The 19,594-nt window shown below is 60.8% G+C and carries 15 protein-coding genes; 11 read left to right on the top strand and 4 right to left on the bottom strand.

Annotated features, from left to right (window positions below; all coding sequences use genetic code 11):
- Window positions 1-294 precede the first annotated feature (294 nt).
- Window positions 295-1,974 carry an FAD-dependent oxidoreductase gene (locus tag QZ213_RS08975; RefSeq protein ID WP_291685710.1) on the bottom strand — a complete coding sequence of 560 codons (1,680 nt, stop codon included), beginning with the start codon at window positions 1,972-1,974 and terminating at the stop codon, window positions 295-297.
- A 38-nt stretch (window positions 1,975-2,012) separates the two neighbouring features.
- Between QZ213_RS08975 and QZ213_RS08970 the strand changes: the two genes are divergently transcribed.
- The 5 genes from QZ213_RS08970 to QZ213_RS08950 all read left to right on the top strand — a co-directional run bounded on the left by QZ213_RS08970 (window position 2,013) and on the right by QZ213_RS08950 (window position 7,850).
- Window positions 2,013-2,999, top strand: a complete 987-nt coding sequence (locus QZ213_RS08970) for a tripartite tricarboxylate transporter substrate binding protein (protein WP_291685709.1) — start codon at window positions 2,013-2,015, stop codon at window positions 2,997-2,999.
- Between the two features lie 371 nt (window positions 3,000-3,370).
- Window positions 3,371-4,570 carry an LLM class flavin-dependent oxidoreductase gene (locus tag QZ213_RS08965; RefSeq protein ID WP_291685708.1) on the top strand — a complete coding sequence of 400 codons (1,200 nt, stop codon included), beginning with the start codon at window positions 3,371-3,373 and terminating at the stop codon, window positions 4,568-4,570.
- Between the two features lie 128 nt (window positions 4,571-4,698).
- Window positions 4,699-6,039, top strand: coding sequence for an MFS transporter (locus tag QZ213_RS08960; RefSeq protein ID WP_291685707.1), 1,341 nt, complete (start codon window positions 4,699-4,701; stop codon window positions 6,037-6,039).
- Between the two features lie 87 nt (window positions 6,040-6,126).
- Window positions 6,127-7,005 carry an SDR family NAD(P)-dependent oxidoreductase gene (locus QZ213_RS08955; protein WP_291685706.1) on the top strand — a complete coding sequence of 293 codons (879 nt, stop codon included), beginning with the start codon at window positions 6,127-6,129 and terminating at the stop codon, window positions 7,003-7,005.
- 2 nt (window positions 7,006-7,007) lie between these two features.
- Window positions 7,008-7,850 carry an SDR family NAD(P)-dependent oxidoreductase gene (locus tag QZ213_RS08950; protein ID WP_291685705.1) on the top strand — a complete coding sequence of 281 codons (843 nt, stop codon included), beginning with the start codon at window positions 7,008-7,010 and terminating at the stop codon, window positions 7,848-7,850.
- Window positions 7,851-7,881: 31 nt separating this feature from the next.
- Here the strand turns inward: QZ213_RS08950 and QZ213_RS08945 are convergent, their stop codons facing one another.
- Complete coding sequence (locus QZ213_RS08945; RefSeq protein ID WP_291685704.1) at window positions 7,882-8,643, bottom strand: helix-turn-helix domain-containing protein; 762 nt, start codon at window positions 8,641-8,643, stop codon at window positions 7,882-7,884.
- Window positions 8,644-9,216: 573 nt separating this feature from the next.
- Window positions 9,217-10,203, bottom strand: coding sequence for a tripartite tricarboxylate transporter substrate binding protein (locus QZ213_RS08940; RefSeq protein WP_291685703.1), 987 nt, complete (start codon window positions 10,201-10,203; stop codon window positions 9,217-9,219).
- Window positions 10,204-10,404: 201 nt separating this feature from the next.
- On the opposite strand from QZ213_RS08940, the gene QZ213_RS08935 reads away from it, so the two are divergent.
- The 6 genes from QZ213_RS08935 (at window position 10,405) to QZ213_RS08910 (ending at window position 18,089) form a co-directional block, all read left to right on the top strand.
- Entirely contained in the window at window positions 10,405-11,175 is a 771-nt protein-coding gene (locus QZ213_RS08935) for an IclR family transcriptional regulator (RefSeq protein ID WP_291685702.1), read from the top strand.
- Between the two features lie 109 nt (window positions 11,176-11,284).
- Window positions 11,285-12,886 (top strand): FAD-dependent monooxygenase, encoded by a 1,602-nt coding sequence (locus QZ213_RS08930; protein WP_291685701.1) that lies wholly within the window; start codon window positions 11,285-11,287, stop codon window positions 12,884-12,886.
- A gap of 72 nt (window positions 12,887-12,958) precedes the next feature.
- Window positions 12,959-14,692 (top strand): thiamine pyrophosphate-requiring protein, encoded by a 1,734-nt coding sequence (locus QZ213_RS08925; protein WP_291685700.1) that lies wholly within the window; start codon window positions 12,959-12,961, stop codon window positions 14,690-14,692.
- A gap of 51 nt (window positions 14,693-14,743) precedes the next feature.
- Window positions 14,744-15,715 (top strand): tripartite tricarboxylate transporter substrate binding protein, encoded by a 972-nt coding sequence (locus QZ213_RS08920; RefSeq protein ID WP_291685699.1) that lies wholly within the window; start codon window positions 14,744-14,746, stop codon window positions 15,713-15,715.
- 24 nt (window positions 15,716-15,739) lie between these two features.
- A complete protein-coding gene (locus QZ213_RS08915; RefSeq protein WP_291685698.1) occupies window positions 15,740-17,395 on the top strand; it encodes an FAD-dependent oxidoreductase in 1,656 nt (551 codons plus the stop codon).
- A 445-nt stretch (window positions 17,396-17,840) separates the two neighbouring features.
- A complete protein-coding gene (locus QZ213_RS08910) occupies window positions 17,841-18,089 on the top strand; it encodes a hypothetical protein (protein WP_291685697.1) in 249 nt (82 codons plus the stop codon).
- Between the two features lie 205 nt (window positions 18,090-18,294).
- Here QZ213_RS08910 and QZ213_RS08905 read toward each other — a convergent pair whose 3' ends face one another.
- A complete protein-coding gene (locus QZ213_RS08905) occupies window positions 18,295-18,636 on the bottom strand; it encodes a septal ring lytic transglycosylase RlpA family protein (RefSeq protein WP_291685696.1) in 342 nt (113 codons plus the stop codon).
- Window positions 18,637-19,594: the final 958 nt, after the last annotated feature.

Below are 19,594 nucleotides of genomic sequence, written 5' to 3'. Positions count from 1 at the left end.
CAACAGCGGTCATTAGAAATTTGCCATTGGCGCCATAGCAAACATCGGTTTTGACGAATGTATTTGGTATTTATAGGCGTGATCTGCTCGGCTCACCGTCTGCCAGTTTCCTGCGCAAACCATGCCATGGAGATCGTGGTGCCGCTGCAGACAAAGACCGAGAGCTGGTGCAAGAAATTGTAACGTTCCAGGCTGCCGCTCCGACACGCCTATGCCTGTTACGGCCGATCTGCCCACTGACCCGACCTCCAGTCGCACTACATCTGGATCAATGAGCGTCCGCTGCAGGGATTTCTATCCGTCCGAACCAACCGCTTTACCCAGCAGGGCGTCCATCAGACTGTCAAGTCTGGCGGGGAGCGCATCGCCGCGCCACGCCACATGCTGATCGGTTCTGACAAGAACAAGCTTGCGATCGTGAAATTCCTTAGACTCGCCCGCCGGCATATCAATCACTTCGATGGGAACCCCGCCGCCATGCATCAAATCAACGAACGGTGCAACAGCAACGTCCGAATCAAACCGCAGCAGTGTGTAACCCGGCCCAAAGGCATCATAGACGGGTCGGCCATCCCGTAATCTTGCGAACGGGACTCGGCACCCCGGCGTCGTCGACGGCGTGAAGTCCGCCATGGTATAAGAAGGCTGGCATTCGCCGTCGTACACAATGATCGGCGATCGATCGTAGAAATAGCCGAAGTTAAGGCCTCCACAGCAATATTGCTGCACATTCAGGTCATAGGCCGCCTGTCCCACCTGCTTGCGAACAGCGTCACCCTCGGGACCGGGCATCTCGATCTCGTCCGGAACAGCGCGTCGCTGACTCAGAACTTTGCCGGCCATATCCATGGCAAAATGTGAAACCTGTTCGGTGATCGGAAGACGCTCCGCTTCATATGCATCCAGAATCGCCGGGCCGCCCCACCCCTGCAGACATGCCGCCAGCAACCACGCCAGATTGGTCGCGTCGGCAATGCCGGCATTCATCCCGTAACCGGCGTAGGGCATCCACAGATGCGCAGCGTCGCCGCAAATAAATGCGCGCCCCTTTCGAAACCGGCCGGAAACCAGCCGGCGGCCCACCCAGTCCTCTTCGCTCAGGATTTCGTACTCAAAGTCGGAGCCGACGCCGAGGATCGCGCGGATCGACCAATCGCGATCGACTGATTCGAAAGTCTCGTCTTCGCGATTGAGATGATTGTGAACAAGCCATTTCTCGTGGCCATCGATAGCGACTACGGTTCCGCAACGCCGCGGGTTGAGCGAGAGCGTCATCCACGCCGGCGAGCCCATCAGACCGAGTAGATCCGGGGCGCGGATATAGGTTGACTGCACGCGCTGTATGATTGGTGTGCCCTGCAGCGTTGCATCGATCGCCTTGCGCACCACAGAACGGGCGCCATCGCAACCGACCAGGAAGTCGGCGCGAATCTGAAAGATCCTGTCGGCGTCAAGATTGCGAACCGTCGCGACTATTCCGTCGCTCCGCTCCTCAAAATTCTCGAACGCCGTGCGATTGAATATCTTCAGACCATCGATACCAGCAGCATGTGCAAAAAGCACGGGCTCCATATAAATCTGGTTGATCCGGTGCGGAGGCTCGGCGGTCGGCCAGCCGGTATCCGGTCCGTCCGACGTGGTAAAGCGGTCGCGCCGGCATGGAATAGGGATGCGCGAGAGTTCGATACCCGTTGTCGTGGTGCGATAGGCGCAATCGTTGGGATAGTCCGCGGGCAGGCCGGCGTCGCGCAACTTCTGCGCCACGCCCAGGCGCCGGAACACCTCCATCGAGCGCGAAGAAACGTGATTGCATTTCACGCTTGGCGGCTCTCCGGCATTCCTGACTTCGACGACCACTACGGCAATGCCGCGGCTGGCCAAGTCCATCGCCAAAGTCAGGCCGACCGGGCCTGCACCCACGACAAGCACGCTTGTCTCGATCGGCTGGCTTGTTGAAGTGGGGTGATCATGCATAATAGAGGCTCGCGCAGGATATTGCCGAAGGAGAATAGATGTTTCATTCGGTAAGGCAAATAGCCCTCTGGAGTTTCGTCTCTTTACTAGCCCTACCGCTGATCGATCCTCGTGTCGCGTATGCCTATCCCGATCAGCCCATCAAGATCATCGTCACCTTCCCGCCGGGCGGCAGCGCCGACATTGTGATCCGCACGCTGCAACCGGCCATTGCAGACGAACTGCATCAGCCGGTGGTGATCGAGAATCGATCAGGGGCTGGCGGCAATATCGGTATTGGAGCTGTAGCGCAGGCCGCTCCGGACGGCTACACCCTCGGCGTCGCCGCGGCCGGCGTGCTCACCGTGAATCCCCACCTCAATCGTGCGGCAATGTCCTTCGATCCCTTGAAAGATCTGGCTCCCATTAGCTTGCTTGCGCAGATTCCCTTTGTGCTGGTTGCATCGCAAGAGTCCAAGCTCGCTTCGGTCAATGACGTCGTTAGCGCTGCGCGAGCCCACCCTGATGAACTTTCGATCGGACATGGCGGCAACGGCACCGCAATGCACCTGACGTCGGCGCTGTTTGCTCAAAAGGCAGGGATCAAAGTTCAGCTCGTCGCCTATCGCGGCACCGCGCCGGCTGCCGTCGACGTTCTCGCCAATCACATACCGCTGGCGGTACTGGATATCCCCGCGTCCCAGCAATTGATCCGCGACGGCAAGCTGAAGGCGCTCGGCGTATCCGCGGCCAAGCGCGTCGCGTTTCTGCCGGACGTTCCGCCACTATCGGAACTTGGCCTCAGTGACTTCGAATCCGTCGGCTGGTTCGGTCTCGTCGCCCCCGCCGGCACGCCACCGGATGTCATCAACAGGCTGAATGCCGCTTTCGTGAAGGCTTTGAGCGATCCGGCCGCCGTCGAAAAGATCCGATCGCTCGGCGCCGAGCCTGCGCCTTCTTCTCCCGCTACCTTTGACCGGTTTATCCAAAGCGAAAACATAAAATGGGCAAAGGTCATTGCGGAGGCAGGTATTAAAGGCGAATGATACTTCGCCCGATGCCGGGATTTCATCTTTTTTGCAGTTTTCCGGATCTGCGTGGCCTGATGAGCCACGCTCCTATAGCTATCCCGCAGGGATAATTTCGAGCGCGTGCGCGACCTGTGGCGTCAGTTATCGCTGCGCGCTTCCGGCGCCTAAGTCTTCAGGTGGAGTTCAGAGCGCCGAGAGGCGGCTTGCGGCAATCTCGTGCTCGCGTCGGTTGCGGGGGTCTCAACCTGCCATGGGGTTGTGAACCCGCCAATTCCACATATGTGGAATTTTATTGCGTCTATTGGCGCTACAACGCTTCCGGCCGTAATCTTGCGGGTAATTTCCTCCACCAGCGAGGATTGCAACATTGTCGGGGGAACGCGTCCATGAAGGTATTCATCTTCGATCTGCTCGCTTACGGCGAACAACTCGACCATCTCAAGGTTGGCAACGAACTCCCCTACCCGCTGTCGAACCGATATTTCAAGGCCGACGTCGCCGTTCGGACCTACGCCGAACATCTCGATGCCTGGGAGGAAATGGATCGGCTCGGTTATGACGGCGTCGGCTTCAACGAGCATCATTGCTCGCCCTACGGGCTGATGAATTCACCGAACCTGATGGCAGCGGCCGCCGCACAACGGACGAAAAAGCTGAAACTCCTGATCTATGGCAACCTGCTGCCGCTGCACGAGCCGCTGCGGCTCGCCGAAGAGCTGGCGATGCTCGATTGCCTGTCGAACGGCCGGCTAATCTCGGGCTTCGCGCGCGGCATTCCGCGCGAATACCAGGTCCACAACGTTCCGCTCAAGGATTCCCGGGCGCGTTTTGAAGAAGCATATGAGATCGTCACCCGCGCCTGGTCGGAGGAGATATTCTCCTATTCCGGCCAGTTCTGGTCATACAAGGACGTCGCGCTCTGGCCGCGGCCGGTGCAGCGGCCCGGCCCGGAAATCTGGATCCCGATCGTTGGCAGCAAGGAATCGATCGAATTCGCGGGGAAAAAGAACGCCGTCATTACGCCGGGGCTGGCCCGCGGCGGACTGCAGGAAGACATCATCCGCTACTTCGCAAAATGCCTCGCCAACCACGGCCACCAGATTACGCCCAATCATCTTTCGATCGCTTTGTCCGCCTATGTCGCCGACAGCAAGGCCGAGGCCGTCCGCGAGTTCGCGCCCTATCACCTGTATTTCAACCGCACGCTGTTCAGTCACGGCAACTTCACCGAGACGGCCAAGCAGCGCGATGCCGGTTACGTCTCGCAGACATCGAATGACTACGTCCGTCCCGAGAACATGAAAGCGGCAGCCGGCCTGCGCGAAGACTATCGCAACATGACAATGGCGGATTTCGAACGGCAGGCGGAAAACATGCCGCTCGGCACCGCGAAAGAGGTCACCGAGCGGATCATCGGAGCCGCCGAAGCCGCCGGCGCAAACCAGGTTCAGATCAGCCTCAACCGGGGCGCGCTGCCCCATGAAATGTTCATGGAGCAGATCCGGCGCTTTGCGCGTGAGGTGTTGCCGGCGCTGCAGGCCCATCAGGTGGTTCGGGTTCCGCTTGGGGAGGATATCGCAGCTTGAGCAAGAACGCATCGTCGCGTTCGCGACGCATCTTGCGGCCGATTAATCGGGATATGTTCTCAGACCAAAAATGGACGAGTGTCGACCTCTCGGAACGACACCGCATCAAAACCATAGGGGAGATAGCCATGAGCGGTGAAATGAGATCGCCCGTCGAAGAGGCGCTTGAAAACCAGCCCTTCGGCGCATTGCAATTGCGCGTTGTCCTGCTTTGCGCATTGGTGCAGGCGTTCGACGGCTTCGATCTCGGAACGATCGGGATGGCGGCGCCTTCGCTCTCGAAAGCATGGGGCGTCGCGCCACCGCTGTTCACAACGGCGTTTGTGATGTCGAGCGTCGGTATCCTCTTCGGAGCGCTGCTGTCAGGCCCTCTCGGCGACCGCTTCGGGCGCAAGCCGCTTCTTGTTATCAGCGTCGCCTTCATCGCCGTGTTTTCGATTCTCAGCGCCTATGCATGGTCGATCCCGTCAATCACCATGATGCGGTTTCTGACCGGCCTCGGCATCGGCGGCGCCATGCCGGTTACGGTTGCCCTGACCTCCGATTACAGCCCGATCCAGAGGCGCGGCACGCTGATCATGCTGATGTTCTGCGGCAATACGCTGGGAGGTTTTCTCGGCGGACAACTGGTCGCGCAGATCCTGCCGATCTTCGGCTGGCAGAGCATCTTCCTCGCGGGCGGTATTCCGCCGCTGCTGCTGATCCCTATCCTGATGTTCTTTCTGCCGGAGTCCCCGCGGTTTCTGATCGCCCATCACGTGGAAACGCCGGCGGCGCACGTAATTCTGCGACGGCTCAATATCAGCGCGCAGATGGCGGCATCGAAACTGGTCGACGTCGCGCAGGGCAACCCGGTCCGGCAGCTGTTCACGGGAGGGCTTGCGGCATCGACCATCCTGCTGTGGGTCGCGTTCTTTGCAAATCTCCTGAACATGTATCTGTTCAGCTACTGGATGCCCACGGTGCTCAACCTGTCCGGCCTCAAGCCCGAAACTGCAGTCTTCTATGCCAGCATGTTCTCGCTCGGCGGGATTCTAAGCACCCTCCTGCTCGGTCCCATGATCGACCGCTTCGGCGCCCCGCGGGTGCTGGCGTGCAGCTTCGCCTCGGGCGTGATCTTCGTCCTCGCGATCGGTCTGTATAATCTGCCGGCGCCTTTCATCATGATCCCCATTCTTGGCGCCGGCGCGGCGATGATCGGGAGCCAGCTCGGCGCCAATGCCATGGCTTCCGGATTGTACCCAGCGCGCATCCGATCGACCGGCGTGGGTTGGGCACTCGGCATCGGGCGGCTTGGCGGTATCGCAGGTCCCGCGATTGGCGGCGCGTTGCTGGCCGCCGGGCTGCCGCCGAAGGAAATCTTCCTATGCGCATGCGGACCGGCGCTGATCGCCGCCGGTGCCACGATTCTGCTGACAGTGAAGGCCGCCAGACGCCGGGAAGTTGCCGTTCCCATGCAGGCGACCTGATCGCGCGTAACCTATGGCGATCCGGAAGCGATCGCCATAGGCGCTGAAGAAGATGCCGTGCGGCTGGTTTAGCAAAAGCGAAAGTCAATGGATCAGTTCAAGGGAAAGACCGCCTTCGTCACCGGCGGCGCAAGCGGCATCGGTCTGGCGCTATGCCGTGCCTTCGGTCGACGCGGCATGAACGTTGCGATGGCCGATGTCGAAGCGGCGGCCTGCGCGGAGGCGGTCGAGGATCTGCGCCGCGAAGGCGTACGCGCCATCGGGATGGCCTGCGACGTCTCCGACCGTGAAGTGCTCGCCGAGGCCGCAGCACGAGCCTTTTCGGAATTTGGCAAGGTTCACATCCTCTGCAACAACGCCGGGGTATCGCGGGCGGGTCCGATCGAAGGCATCGCGACGTCCGATTGGGACTGGGTGATCGTCGTCAATCTCAAGGGGCTCATTCACGGCCTGCAGATCTTCCTGCCACACATGAAGGCGCATGGCGAGCAAGGTCACATCGTCAATACGGCCTCGATGAACGGCGTCGTCGGGGCGCCGCTTGCGGGCCCCTATTGCGCGACCAAGTTCGCCACCGTGGGAATATCCGAGGTGCTGGCGGCGGAACTCGAAGGCAGCCCCATCGGAGTAAGCGTGCTGTGCCCGAGTTGGGTCAAGACCCGCATGCTCGACAACGGCCGCAATCGTCCCGCACGTTTCGGCGGACCGATTTCGCTCGACATGGACGGCAGCAACGCCGAACGCAACAGGCGCTATGCTCAAGCGCTCGAAAGCGGTCTCGACCCGACATATGTCGCGCAACTGGTATGTGATGCGATCGAGGCGCGCCGGCTGTACGTCTTTACCCACGCCGACCGTAGCGCCGATGTGGCGCGGCGGTTCGATCGGATGATGGAGGGGTTTCAGGCCCTCGCCGCGGCGCCTGCCGAGCAGCCGAGGCAAAGAACGGCCCGGTCGGAGCGCTGACGATGGACTTCTCCGGCAAGACCGCCTTTGTCACCGGCGCCGCCAACGGCATCGGCCTTGGCATTTGCCGGGCGCTGGCGCGCAACGGCGCCAATATCGTGCTCGCCGACATCGAACCAACGCAGCTCGACATCGCCCGCCACGAACTCTCCACCTTCAACGTCCGCACCCGCACGATCGAAGTGGATGTTTCCGACGCGGCCATGTTCGAACGCGCGGCCGACGAGGCGGAGGCCGAATTCGGCAACATCCATTTCCTCTTCAACAATGCCGGCGTGACGCTTGGCGCCATGCCGCTGTGGGAGGTGACGCCGGCGCAGTGGGAATGGATATTCGGGGTAAACGTCCACGGCGTCATCAACGGCATCAGGACCGTGGTGCCGCGCATGCGAAGGCACGGCGAGGCCGGACATGTGGTCAACACCGCATCGATCGGCGGACTGCAGGTCAATCCCAAACTGCGCAACGGCTCCTATGCCATGACGAAATATGCCGTCGTCGCGCTTTCCGAAGCACTTGCGCTCGATCTCGAAGACAGCGAGATCGGCGTTTCCGTGCTCTGCCCCGCCCTCGTTAATACGACGCTTCATGCCTCGTCGCGGCGACGCCCGGCGCGATTGGGGGGACCCTACGAACGACCGGGCGCCGACGTCGCCAAGGCATGGCAATCCGCCGGGCTATCGCCCGATGATGTCGGACGACGCGTTCTCGATGCCGTCGCACGGTCGGAGTTCTTCATCTTCACCCATGAAGAGCCGCGGGCGTGGATCGAGGATCGTCACGCGCGCATTCTCGCAGGCTTCGACTCCATCGCCCGCTACAATATAAGCGAACGAGCGCGATGACGGTTCATTCCGTGGCCCCGATTAGCTTTCGTCAGTCGATCATGCTGGCGAAATGCGTCAGCCTCGCGTTTTCGGCGCGAATCGCCGCGAGAATTCGCGCCAGATTCTTCTCGATCCGTTCCATTGGGCCCGCAACTCCGATCGCCAGCCGCCGATGGTTGGGGGGCGTCGGCACTACCATGCCCACCACGCCGACGCCTCGGGTCACCATACCGCGGGACAGGCAATAACCATCGCGGCGAACCTTTTCGATTTCGGCCTCCAGCCTGGCGAGCGTAGACATACCGCGCTCGATCTTCTTCAAGCGCACCGTTCGCCGGTAAATCCCGGCGATATCCTTATCGGGCAGAGTGCTGAGGAGCGGCCAGCCGACGCCCGAATGTACTAGCAGAACCCTGGTTCCGACGGTCGTGTAGTATTGAAGCGGCTGCTTGGCTCTGAGGATGTCGACGATTTCGACGTAGATATCCGTGACCGTCCCCAGCAAAATGGTCTCGCCGATCTTGCGCCCGATCCGACGGACAGCCTCCTGAATGGGTCCGCTCTCGTAGTTTGCTTCCGTCACCCAGCTGCCGAGTTGCGACAACCGAAGCGTAGGAAGATAGGAGCGCGACGTGCTCTCGAACGACAGATAGTTCATCTGCGCCATGGTCTTCAGCAGGGCAGCAGCGCTCGACGTCGGCATGCCCAGCGAGTCGGCCACGTCCTTCAGACGAAGCGGGCACTGCCGCTCGCGAAACAACTCGAGAATGTCGAAAACCCGGCGGGCAGACTTCGTAAGCTGGTTCGACATGTTTTTAGAGTCGCCATCGTTCAGTACGCAATATGCCCGAAGGTTAGCTTGCCATTCCCGGAAAGCCTATAATGCAGCATCAAGAAATTCAGCATTCCGGGACCAGAGCACTTGATATCGCAGAACTGCGCCAAATGCTCCGGCAGCTTCGCTAACCGGCGCCACCGTGGCAACGACCCGGTGGATTGCCGAGAGACTGGCCGGCCGAAGCGCTTCTTCTCGGCCACCGGCGTGCTCTTTCTCTGCTGCCGTTGCCTGGGACGGGGTCCGCAGTCGAGCATATTGTTGTCGCTTGGACTACCAGCCACGCGGCCCCGCGCGCGATAGCATTTCGAGCCCGCACGTACAAATGCAGCATCAACCGCAAGTATAATAGTCCGCCTATTTGTATAATAGTCCGCCCATTTCCGTATTGCGTTTGCCTCGAAGGGGTCGTATGGCGCCGATTGCAATCTTAACGCGTCACGTATGAATGACCGCCAAAAGCAGCCGTTCCTCCAGAGCCAGCTTTTGACTCAAAGCCGACGTTGGCATTCGGTTCGCGAGAAAAAGCCCCGGAGGGTCTCGTTCAAGCTATTCTGAAGTGATCTCGGCATCCTTGACTACTTTGGCCCAGCGCAGACGATCCTTGGCGATCAGCTCTGCCAATCGTTCGGACGGGCCGCCGCCCCGGGCTACCAAGCCTTGCCTGTCGAGAACGGCCCGAACATTCGGCTGCGCCAGGATCTCGATAAAAACCGCATTGTAGCGATCAACGATGTCCTTCGGTGTGCCGGCCGGAGCAAGAACGGCATACCACAAATCGACGTCGAAATCGGTTACGCCAAGTTCGGCCAACGTCGGCACCTGCGCCGCCTGCTGCGCCCGAGCCCGGCTCCCGACGGCCAGGATGCGAATTTGTCCCGTCTCCGCGAGAGGAAGCGCAGTATGGATCGGTAGAAACATGGCTGAGACATGTCCACCCGCGAGGTCTTTCACTGCGCCGGCGGAGCCCGTATAAGAAATGTGTGTCAGGTTGATCTGCGCCGTCAGCTTCAGGAGCTCCATGGCGAGATGTTGTGGTGTTCCTCGACCGGGGGAAGCGTAGTTGATGTCGCCCGGCTTGCTGCGAGCAAGCGCGATCAGCTCCGAGAAAGTGCTGACGTTGAGCGAAGGATGAACAACAAGCGCGAGAACACCCGTCGCGATCTCCGCGATCGGCACAAAGCTCGTCTCCGGATCGTAGGGGATCGAGCGATAAAGGCTCGCATTCATCACGAAAGTATTGACGGTCACCAGAAGCGTCAGACCATCCGGAGCAGCGCGCGCAGCTGCCTCCGTACCGATATTGCCACTCGCACCAGGCTTGTTCTCGACGATCACCGGTTGGTTCCAACGCTGTCGCAATTCCTCACCGAGGATACGCGCGAGGAGATCGGGCCCTGTGCCTGCTGAAAACGGAACGTTGAGCCGGATTGTTTGCTGCGACTGCCCCAGAGCCAGGCTTGGCTTCATTGGGGCGAGGGCCATGGCCAGGATCCCCAGCACCGTGCGGCGGGAATGCGTGCGACTTGCGAGCATAAATTCTCTCACTGTTGGGGTGCCCGCCGACGGGTCATAGCTAACAAAATCTCTTAATATGAGATTATGATGCACTATGTGCCGGTCTCGCGCGCTAATTCAAGGTTGATTCTGCCAGACCGGGAAAAGGATCTGCCGTAAGCAGGCGAAGGCGGGCCGCGGGCCGAAACTGGAGCGATGTCAGACCATGCGTCCTGAGGCATGAAGCCAACGAACAGTCTGGAACGGGTGCTGGCGGTTCTCGAGGTGTTTTCCGAGGAACGACTGGAATGGATGCCCGAGGATTTGATGCGCGAGCTCGGCTATAGTCGGCCGACGCTGTACCGCTATCTGAAGATACTGAAAGACGCCGGCTTTCTGATGTCGACCCGCAATTCCGGCGTCACGCTGGGACCCAAGGTCGTCGAGATGGATTACCTGACGCGCCGCTCCGACGCGCTGGTGCTGCACGGCGTGCCCTATCTGAAAGAGCTGACTACGGCTTATTCCTGCACTGCCATGGTTTTACGCTGGTACGGCAACAAGATCCTCTGCGTGGTCTCTGAGTCCTCCGCCAAAAAACCCATCAGTTCCTATCCGCGCGGACGACCGATGCCGCTGGGGCGCGGCGCGATCGCGCGCTCGATCATGGCGTTTCTGCCGCGGCCGCGGCTGTTGCCGCTGGTCGAGCGTAACCTCGCCGACCTGCGCTCGGTCGGTCTCGGCGACACCGCAGAGGACGTCTTGAAGAGCCTGAAGAAGGTTCGCAAGGCCGGATTTTCCGTCGCCTATGGCGAGGTCACGCCCGGCGCGGTCGGCATCGCCGCGCCGATCTTCGACGACCGCCATTATCCGATCGCCAGCGTCTGCGTCACCATTGCCGGCAACCTGGTGACCGGCGCCCTGATCGATCAGATCGGCGCCGAGGTCCGGCGCGTGGCGCTGCAGATCTCGGCCGATCAGCCTCGGCAAGGCAGGAAATCGAAGCCGTAATCTTACATTATAAGATTATTCTTGACTTGGTGGCGGTCCTGCTTTCATTTCGCCGCGCCGGCGCGCACTCCGCGGGACGGATAATTCACGCCAATCGCAAGAAGCCAAGATGAACAGGCCCGCCGAAACCCCAACGCAAGTCGTGATCGTCGGGGGCGGGCCGGTTGGTCTTGGTCTCGCGATCGAACTCGGCCAGCGCGGTATCCGGTGCATTCTGGTCGAGCGCTACAGCAGTCCGCAGCAGATCCCGAAGGGTCAGAACCTGACCCAGCGCACGCTGGAGCATTTTTACTTCTGGGGCGCGGAGCCGGAGCTTCGTGCCGCGCGGACGATTCCGCGCGACTACGGCATCGGCGGCATGACCTCCTACGGCACGCTGCTGAGCGGCTACAAATATGATTGGCTGCAGCGCGAGTTGGTGCGGCCCTATTACTTCACCGACAACGAACGGCTGCCGCAATATGCCACCGAAGCGGTGCTGCGGCATCGCTTGAGCCAGTTGCAAAGCGTCGAGACACTCTATGGCTGGGGCGCCGCCGGCATCGAGCAGGACGCCGATGGCGTGCAGGTGACGATCGCCGGGCGCAACAGCGATCGTCGTCGCACGTTGCGGGCGGACTATGTGGTCGGCTGTGACGGCAGCCGCTCCCTGGTGCGCGACGCCGCCGGCATCACACAGACCCTGTCCGACCACGACCGGCTGATGGTGCTGCTGGTGTTCCGCTCGACCGGCCTGCACAGACTTCTCGAACGCTTCCCCAACAAGTCATTCTACAATGTGCTGCATCCCGACCTCAGGGGATACTGGCAGTTCTTCGGCCGCGTCGATCTCGGCACCACCTGGTTCTTCCATGCGCCGGTGCCGCTTGGCACCACCAAGAACAATTTCGATTTCCGCCGCCATCTGTATTCGGCGGTCGGCGAGGAATTCGACGTCGAATTCGAGCATACCGGCTTTTGGGATCTGCGCGTCGCGACCGCCGATCAGTATCGCATCGGGCGCGTCTTCATCGCCGGCGACGCCGCGCATGGCCATCCGCCCTATGGCGGCTACGGCATCAACACCGGCCTCGAAGACGCCGCCAATCTCGGCTGGAAGCTGGCCGCAGCGCTGCAAGGTTGGGCCGGAGCGGATCTGCTGGATTCCTACGGCGAGGAACGACGGCCGGTGTTCGTGTCGACCGCGCGAGACTTCATCGAGAAGGCGATCCAAAGCGACAAGGATTTCCTGGCTAAATTCGACCCCGCGATCGACAAGGATGCATTTGAAGCCGAATGGCTGGCGCGCTCGTCCGGTGCGCGTTCCGAGGTCAATTCGTTCGAGCCGAATTACGAGGGCTCGTCTATCGTCGCGGGTCAGCCCGGCGCCACTTGCAGCGCGATCGGGTCGCATCAATTCATTGCGCGGGCCGGACATCATCTGGCGCCGCGCAAGCTCGCGTCGGGCCGCAATGTCTTCGAGGAACTGGGCACAGGTTTTACGTTGCTCGATTTCGGCGCGCCGGATGTCGCTGCCGCTGAAATCAAGCGCGCCGCCGAGGCCAGCGGAGTGCCGCTCAAGCTGATCAGGGACGACAGCGCAGAAAGCCGAAAATTCTACCAGGCGACGCTTGTCTTGGTCCGGCCCGATCAATTCATCGCCTGGACGTCGGACGGTGATGTGACAGATGCTGCCGGTATGATCCGTCACATGGTCGGCGGCCACCCCTGACAGCGCACGCCAATTCCGTCGTCGAATAAAAAAAGGCCGAAAGCCGGCAAGGAAATGGGGGAAATCAAGGGTATGAGCCGTCACAGTGCCGCGCATTATTTCCTCGAAGGGCTCGTCGACCTCGGCGTTGAATATATCTTCGCCAATCTCGGTACCGACCATGTCTCGCTGATCGAGGAAATCGCGCGCTGGGACCGCGAAGGCCGCAAGCACCCCGAGATCATCCTTTGCCCGCACGAGATCGTCGCCGTTCACATGGCCGGCGGCTACGCACTGGCGACCGGCAAGGGACAGGCGGTGTTCGTGCATGTCGATGCCGGCACTGCCAATGCCTGCATGGCCATTCAGAACCTGTTTCGCTATCGGCTGCCGGTGATGCTGTTCGCCGGGCGCGCGCCCTACACGCTGCATGGCGAACTGACCGGATCGCGCGACACCTATGTGCACTTCGTGCAGGATCCCTTCGACATCGCCAGCATCGTGCGGCCCTACGTCAAATGGGAATATTCGCTGCCGTCGGGCATCGTCGTGAAGGAAGCGCTGGCCCGCGCCGGCGCCTTCATGCACAGCGATCCACCGGGGCCCGTCTACATGATGCTGCCGCGCGAGACGCTGGCCGAGGAATGGGATGAGGCACAGATGCCGACCTATACCCCCGCGCGCTATGGCGGCGTCTCGGTCGGTGGTATCGACCGAGCCCGCGTCGAGGCCATCGCCACCCGATTAATGGCGGCGGAAAATCCGATCGCGCTGACTGCCTATCTTGGGCGTAAGGCGGATGCCGTCTCGGCGCTGGAGCTCCTCGCGCTTGCCTGCGGCATCCGGATCGCGGAGTTCAACTCGATCGATCTCAACGTCTCGCAGGATTCACCGTGCTTCGCCGGTTTCGATCCGCTGCCTCTGCTGGAACAGGCCGACGTCGGGCTGCTGCTCGATACCGACGTGCCTTTTGTGCCGCAATACGCCAAGCGCGTTGAAGCCATCGACTGGATCCAGATCGACATCGATCCGTTGAAGTCGGATTTCCCGATGTGGGGATTCCCGACCGACATCAGGATTCAAGCCGATTGTGCCACTGTTCTGCGGCAGGTGCTCGAGGTAGTCGAGGCGCGCGCGGATGGCCCCTATCGCAAGCGCGTCGCCGACCGCATCGCAAGGTGGAGCGGCGCCCGCGATGCGGCGGCCAGCCGCCGCGCGGCCGCAGCTGCTAACAAGGGACTGCCCGGCGCGCTCGGCGCGGCCTATCTGTTCGCAACCTTGAACGGTGCGTTGTCGCAGGACGATATCGTCGTCAACGAAGCTATCCGCAATGCGCCGCTGGTGCAGGAGCAGATCCGTCGCACGCAGCCGCACAGCTATGTCGGCCTTGCCGGCGGAGGGCTCGGCTTCAGCGGCGGCATGGCGTTGGGCTTGAAGCTGGCGCAGCCCGAGCGGCGCATCGTGCAGATCATCGGCGACGGCGGCTTTCATTTTTCCTCGCCCGACTCCGTATTCGCCGTCGCCCAGCAATATCAAATTCCGATTCTGACCGTGGTGCTCGACAACGGCGGCTGGCAGGCGGTCAAGTCGTCGGTGCAGCGGGTCTATCCAAAGGGGGTCGCCGCCGAGACCGATTCGTTTCAATCGCAACTGCGCTCGGGCCGGCAGGGCGAGCAACGCCGCTTCTCCGATATCGGCCGTGCCTTCGGAGCGCATGGTGAATTCGTGAGCGAGCCGGATGAACTCGCCGCCGCGGTAGATCGCTGCCTCGCTGCTGTCGACGGTGGAATCGCTGCCGTCCTGCATGTCCAAATCACGCCGCTCTAGCCGGCAATCTAGGCTTGCGCCGTGCACAAAATTGCGAAGGGGAACAAGACCATGAAAACCTTTAGACGCGGGGCGCTGGCCGCCATCTGTTTGAGCTATTCTGGCTTCGTGCATGCTGCCCAAGAGGTGAAATATCCGACCCGCGCGATTCGCATCGTCGTCGGCTTCACACCGGGCGGCGGCAACGACATCATCGCCCGCATCGTCGGACAAAAACTGTCGGAAAACCTCGGCCAGCCAGTCATCATTGAAAACAAGCCCGGCGCGGGCGCGATCTTTGCCACCGAATACGTCGCGCGATCTGCACCCGATGGTTATACGCTGCTGGTCGGTGCCAGCGGCGCCATGGTAATCAATCCGGCAGTCTATGAGAGGCTGAGTTACGACACGATCCGGGATTTCACGCCGGTGTCCGAGCTTGGATCTTTTCCATTGATCCTGATCGTTAACGCGGCGTCGCCGTTCAAGTCGTTGGCCGATCTCGTCGCCTACGCAAAAACAAATCCGGACAAGGCGAATTATTCCAGTTCCTCCGCTGCCTTCCAACTCGCGACCGAACTGTTCAAGCAGAAGACCGGCGTGCCGATGCAGATGATTCCCTACAAGGGTGCCAACGACTCCGTCACCGCTGTGATCTCGGGCGAGGTGACTGCGACGATCGCCGATGCTGGACCGGTGACCAGCCAGGTCAACGGCGGTCTGGCCCGCGCGCTGGCAGTTGCTGCCCCGAGGCGGATGGACGGCTTGCCCGATGTACCAACCATGAAGGAAGCGGGCGCTGACGTCGAAGCGGTGTTGTGGAGCGGCATATTCGTGCCCGCGGCGACGCCACCCGAGATTGTCAGAAAGCTGGAGGCTGAATTCGTCCGCATCGCGCGGTTGCCAGACGTTATCTCCCGCCTCAAATTGCTCAACATCGAGTCCGTCGGCAATTCGTCGGAAGAGTTCTCGCGCATCATCGCGGCGGATCTCGAACGCTGGAGAGCGGTGGCCCACGCCGGCAGTATCAAGATAGCCCAGTAGAACAGCATGCGCGGAGAGGGGGAAATGGCCGAGCTGCTGCATGCCGATGTCGTGGTGGTTGGCGCAGGTCCGGTGGGGCTGACTTTGGCAATGGATCTGGCCTGGCGCGGCGTCGACGTCATCGTGCTGGAATCCCGCGCGCCGGGCGAGCCGCCCAGCGTCAAGTCGAACCACGTCTCAGCACGCTCGATGGAAATCTTCCGCCGGCTCGGCGTCGCGCAAAAGGTGCGCGACGCCGGATTGCCGGCGGATTATCCCAACGACGTGGTCTATCGCACCGCGTTTCTCGGCCGAGAAATCACGCGTATCAAAATTCCGTGCCGCGCCGAGCGCTACACGGCCAAGGACGGCCCGGATACCCGGTGGCCGACGCCGGAGCCGCCGCACCGGATCAACCAGATCTATCTTGAACCGGTGTTGTTCGCGCATCTGTCGGCTATGCCGAGCGCGCGCATTATCAACGGCACGTCACTGGTCGACTTTACGCAAGGCGCGGAGGGAGTCACTGCCTTCGCCACCGCAAACGGCATGAAGATCGAGCTCTCCTGTAGGTTTCTGATCGGCTGCGATGGCGGCCGCTCGCTGGTGCGCAAGAAAATCGGTGCGACGCTAAGCGGCGACGTCGCCCTGCAGTATGTGCAGTCGAGTTACATTCGCGCGCCGAAGCTGCTCGGCATGCTGCTGGAACAAGGCGGGACTCCGGCATGGGGATCTTTCGCACTGAATGCCCGGCAATCCGGCAACGTCTACGCCATCGACGGCAAGCAGAACTGGCTGGTCCATGTCTATCTCAAGCCGGGGATCACCGACTTTGAGGCGGTCGACCGCGACGCCGCGATCCGCACCGTGCTCGGCGTCGACCGGGATTTCGAATACGAACTGCTCAGCAAGGAAGACTGGGTTGGGCGCCGCCTCATCGTCGATAAGGTGCGCGACGACAAGGTCTTCATCTGCGGCGATGCTTGTCATCTCTGGGTGCCCTATGCCGGCTACGGCATGAATGCCGGCATTGCCGACGCCGCCAATCTGGCGTGGCTATTGACGGCGTGGCTCGAAGGCTGGGGCGGAGAGGGAATGTTGGCAGCCTATGCAGCCGAGCGGCTGCCGATCACCGATCAGGTGTCGCATTTCGCGATGGATCATGCGCATGCGATGGCCAAAGCGCGAAAATCCGTGAACGACGAAATTGAGGCCGACGGACCGGAGGCCGACGCCTACCGCGCCGCGGTCGGCAAGACGACTTATGACCTCAATGTGCAGCAGTATTGCTGCGCGGGATTGAACTTCGGGTATTTCTATCAAGGCTCGCCCATCATCGTCTACGATGGTGAAGCCGCGCCCCCTTATACGATGGGAGAGTTCACGCCATCAACGGTTCCGGGGGCCCGCCTACCCCACATCTGGCTCGCAGATCAACGTTCGCTTTATGACGCGTTGGGACCGTGCTACACGTTGCTGCGTCTAGACCCGGACATAGACGTATCGAGCCTGACAAATGCTGCAGCGGCTGCTTGCATTCCGTTGACAGTACTTGATGTATCCAGTTCTGAAGCGGCGAAGTTGTTTGCGCGCAACCTCATATTGGTCCGACCTGACCAACATATCGCTTGGCGGGGAACTGGCGTTCCAGCCAATCCCGGCTGGCTAGTAAATATCATCCGTGGAGCGGGATCCGCATAGTAAGTCTCGGTGTACTCGCGAACGATCGCTTTGCGCCAGAAGGGGCCGTTCCTCGCCAGTCGGATATAGAGCGCAATGAGGTTTCCCCTGCACATGCGCATCCCGACCTTGAGCAGACGGCCTATATTCTGGAGGGGAAGCCAGTGCCGAAATCGACGGCAAAGAACATCATGTCCGCGCTGGCGACTTGCTCTATTTCCCGGCGCGTGTATTTGATTCGATCAAAGTGCTGAGCGAACGAGTAAAGCTTCTTGTCATCTATTCGCCGCCTTATGGAGAGGATCCCGCGAAACTCATCAAGAGCCGGGAGCAATGATCGATAACTGCGGGAGGCTGCGGAGACGCAGGCTCTGAGGCAGCCTGAGCCGGCAAAGTGGCCCGGTTCGATATGCCCGTTCAAATCGCGGACAAAACACGCGAACCAGAATGCTAGGGAGAGTTTTCAATGGCTTTCAAGATCGGGGCGGCGATCGTCGCAGTGGCTTGCGCGGCAATTATTTCGGCGTCTTCGGCGCAGACTGCGGCGCCTGAAAAAACCGACATCAGCATCGCGGTGGGCGGCAAGACCTTCATGATCTACCTGCCGCTCAGCGTCACCGGGTCTCGTAGCGCTGGCTTTTCGGTTCGGGTGACATTGTACGGGAGAGCCCACAAGAAAACCGCCGATCGCGCGATCAATTGCGCTTCAGCGTGAGAAGCGACGACATTTCCATCTGATTGAATAACTCAGGCCGACCTCTGGCGTGAACCGGCAGGCGCGATCGCCGCCTCACTTCACCCATAATTTTTCCGCCGACTCTTTGCCGCGCCCCGGCCGAATGGCCGGCGCCGCGCTAACCCGGTCATACGCCCCAATTTCTGCAGCGACGGACCGTTTCAAGAGGCGACTTGGTTGTCAGCTACTGTCGATCGACGCGTACCCTGACGGTTCCGCTGCTGATCATTCCGAGTTCTCGCGCCGCTGCACGGCTAACATCGATGATCCGTCCGCGGCCGTAGGGACCGCGGTCATTGATGCGCACGATCACGGACCGACCGTTGCGAATGTTGGTGACGCTCACCTTCGTTCCGAAGGGAAGCGTGCGATGCGCAGCGGTAAACCCATTTGGGCCGGACACTTCGCCGCTGGCGGTGCGGCCACCACGATAGTACGCGGCATCCCCCGTTTCGGCCCGGGCAGCGCCGAGCGGTCCAACCAAGGCAAACGAAATAACAGCGATGGCGAAACCATTGATGGTCATAGTGCATCAATATCACGGAACCGACCGAGCTGTAAGGCTGGCGTCTCAGCCGATCCCTCTGTTTTCCGAATTCGCCTCCTATACGGACTACTGATCATGGGACATGGTCGACGGCAGATCATTTGGTTTGGTGACGGCCCATCCCCTACCGCGGAATGGATCGCAAACCAGATCACCGAGACCTGCGGATGGGAGCAGATTCCCCGCTATCTGATCCGTGATCGCGATGGCGCCTATGGGCACGTTTTCATCCGAAGACTTCGATCAATGGGCATTCGCGATCGGCCGACGTCTCCGCGCTCCCCGGACAATCCACAGCCTGCATCACCGGGGCCGGATGCACAGGTGTGAGTTCTGCAAAATTCTGCTTTTTTATACAAATGTCGACAAAATTATGCAGACTTTTGCATAGATTTGCAGAAGGGGTAACGGTTACCAACGGGCCCATTTGAGGCAACGATGGCAGGATGGCCGAGGCAGTAGGTCATTCTTGCCAGAGCATTCCGAAACGTTTCAGAGCATTTCGAAGCATTTTGTAACAAGCGTTGCCACTTGTTGCGTTTTGTTGCGGATTGACTGGGCGGCTTGCGTTGACCTGCGAGCTGAAACGAGAGTCAGTCCCGCCGGCCGTCGATTGCTTTCCTATCGCTGGCGGCTGGGCGAAACAAAAGCCGCCGCCACTGATCAGCATGGCTGCCCATTGTGCGCATGCCGGACCAACTTCACGACACACGAGGCAGTCAAGGCTCCCAGACCGCGAAGCGGCGCGCGGCCGGCGCGGCCTTGACGGCCGGAGGGTCGTCGTGACCAGAATTTATCGGGGCGCTCCCGCTTGGCTTCATTCGCTTGTATTGCGGTCCGTGTCACGACTTGAGCTTGGCTTGGCATCTTCAGTGCGTGGGGTGTGACAAGACAATTCTTTGGCCTTCTGTTGGCCTGCAATCAGGTCCTCTTGGTA

This window comes from Bradyrhizobium sp. (assembly GCF_017881085.1).
In the GTDB taxonomy this organism is placed as follows: domain Bacteria; phylum Pseudomonadota; class Alphaproteobacteria; order Rhizobiales; family Xanthobacteraceae; genus Bradyrhizobium.
Note: the sequence above shows the minus strand (reverse complement) of the source record. Positions and strands in the feature narration are given on the sequence as shown.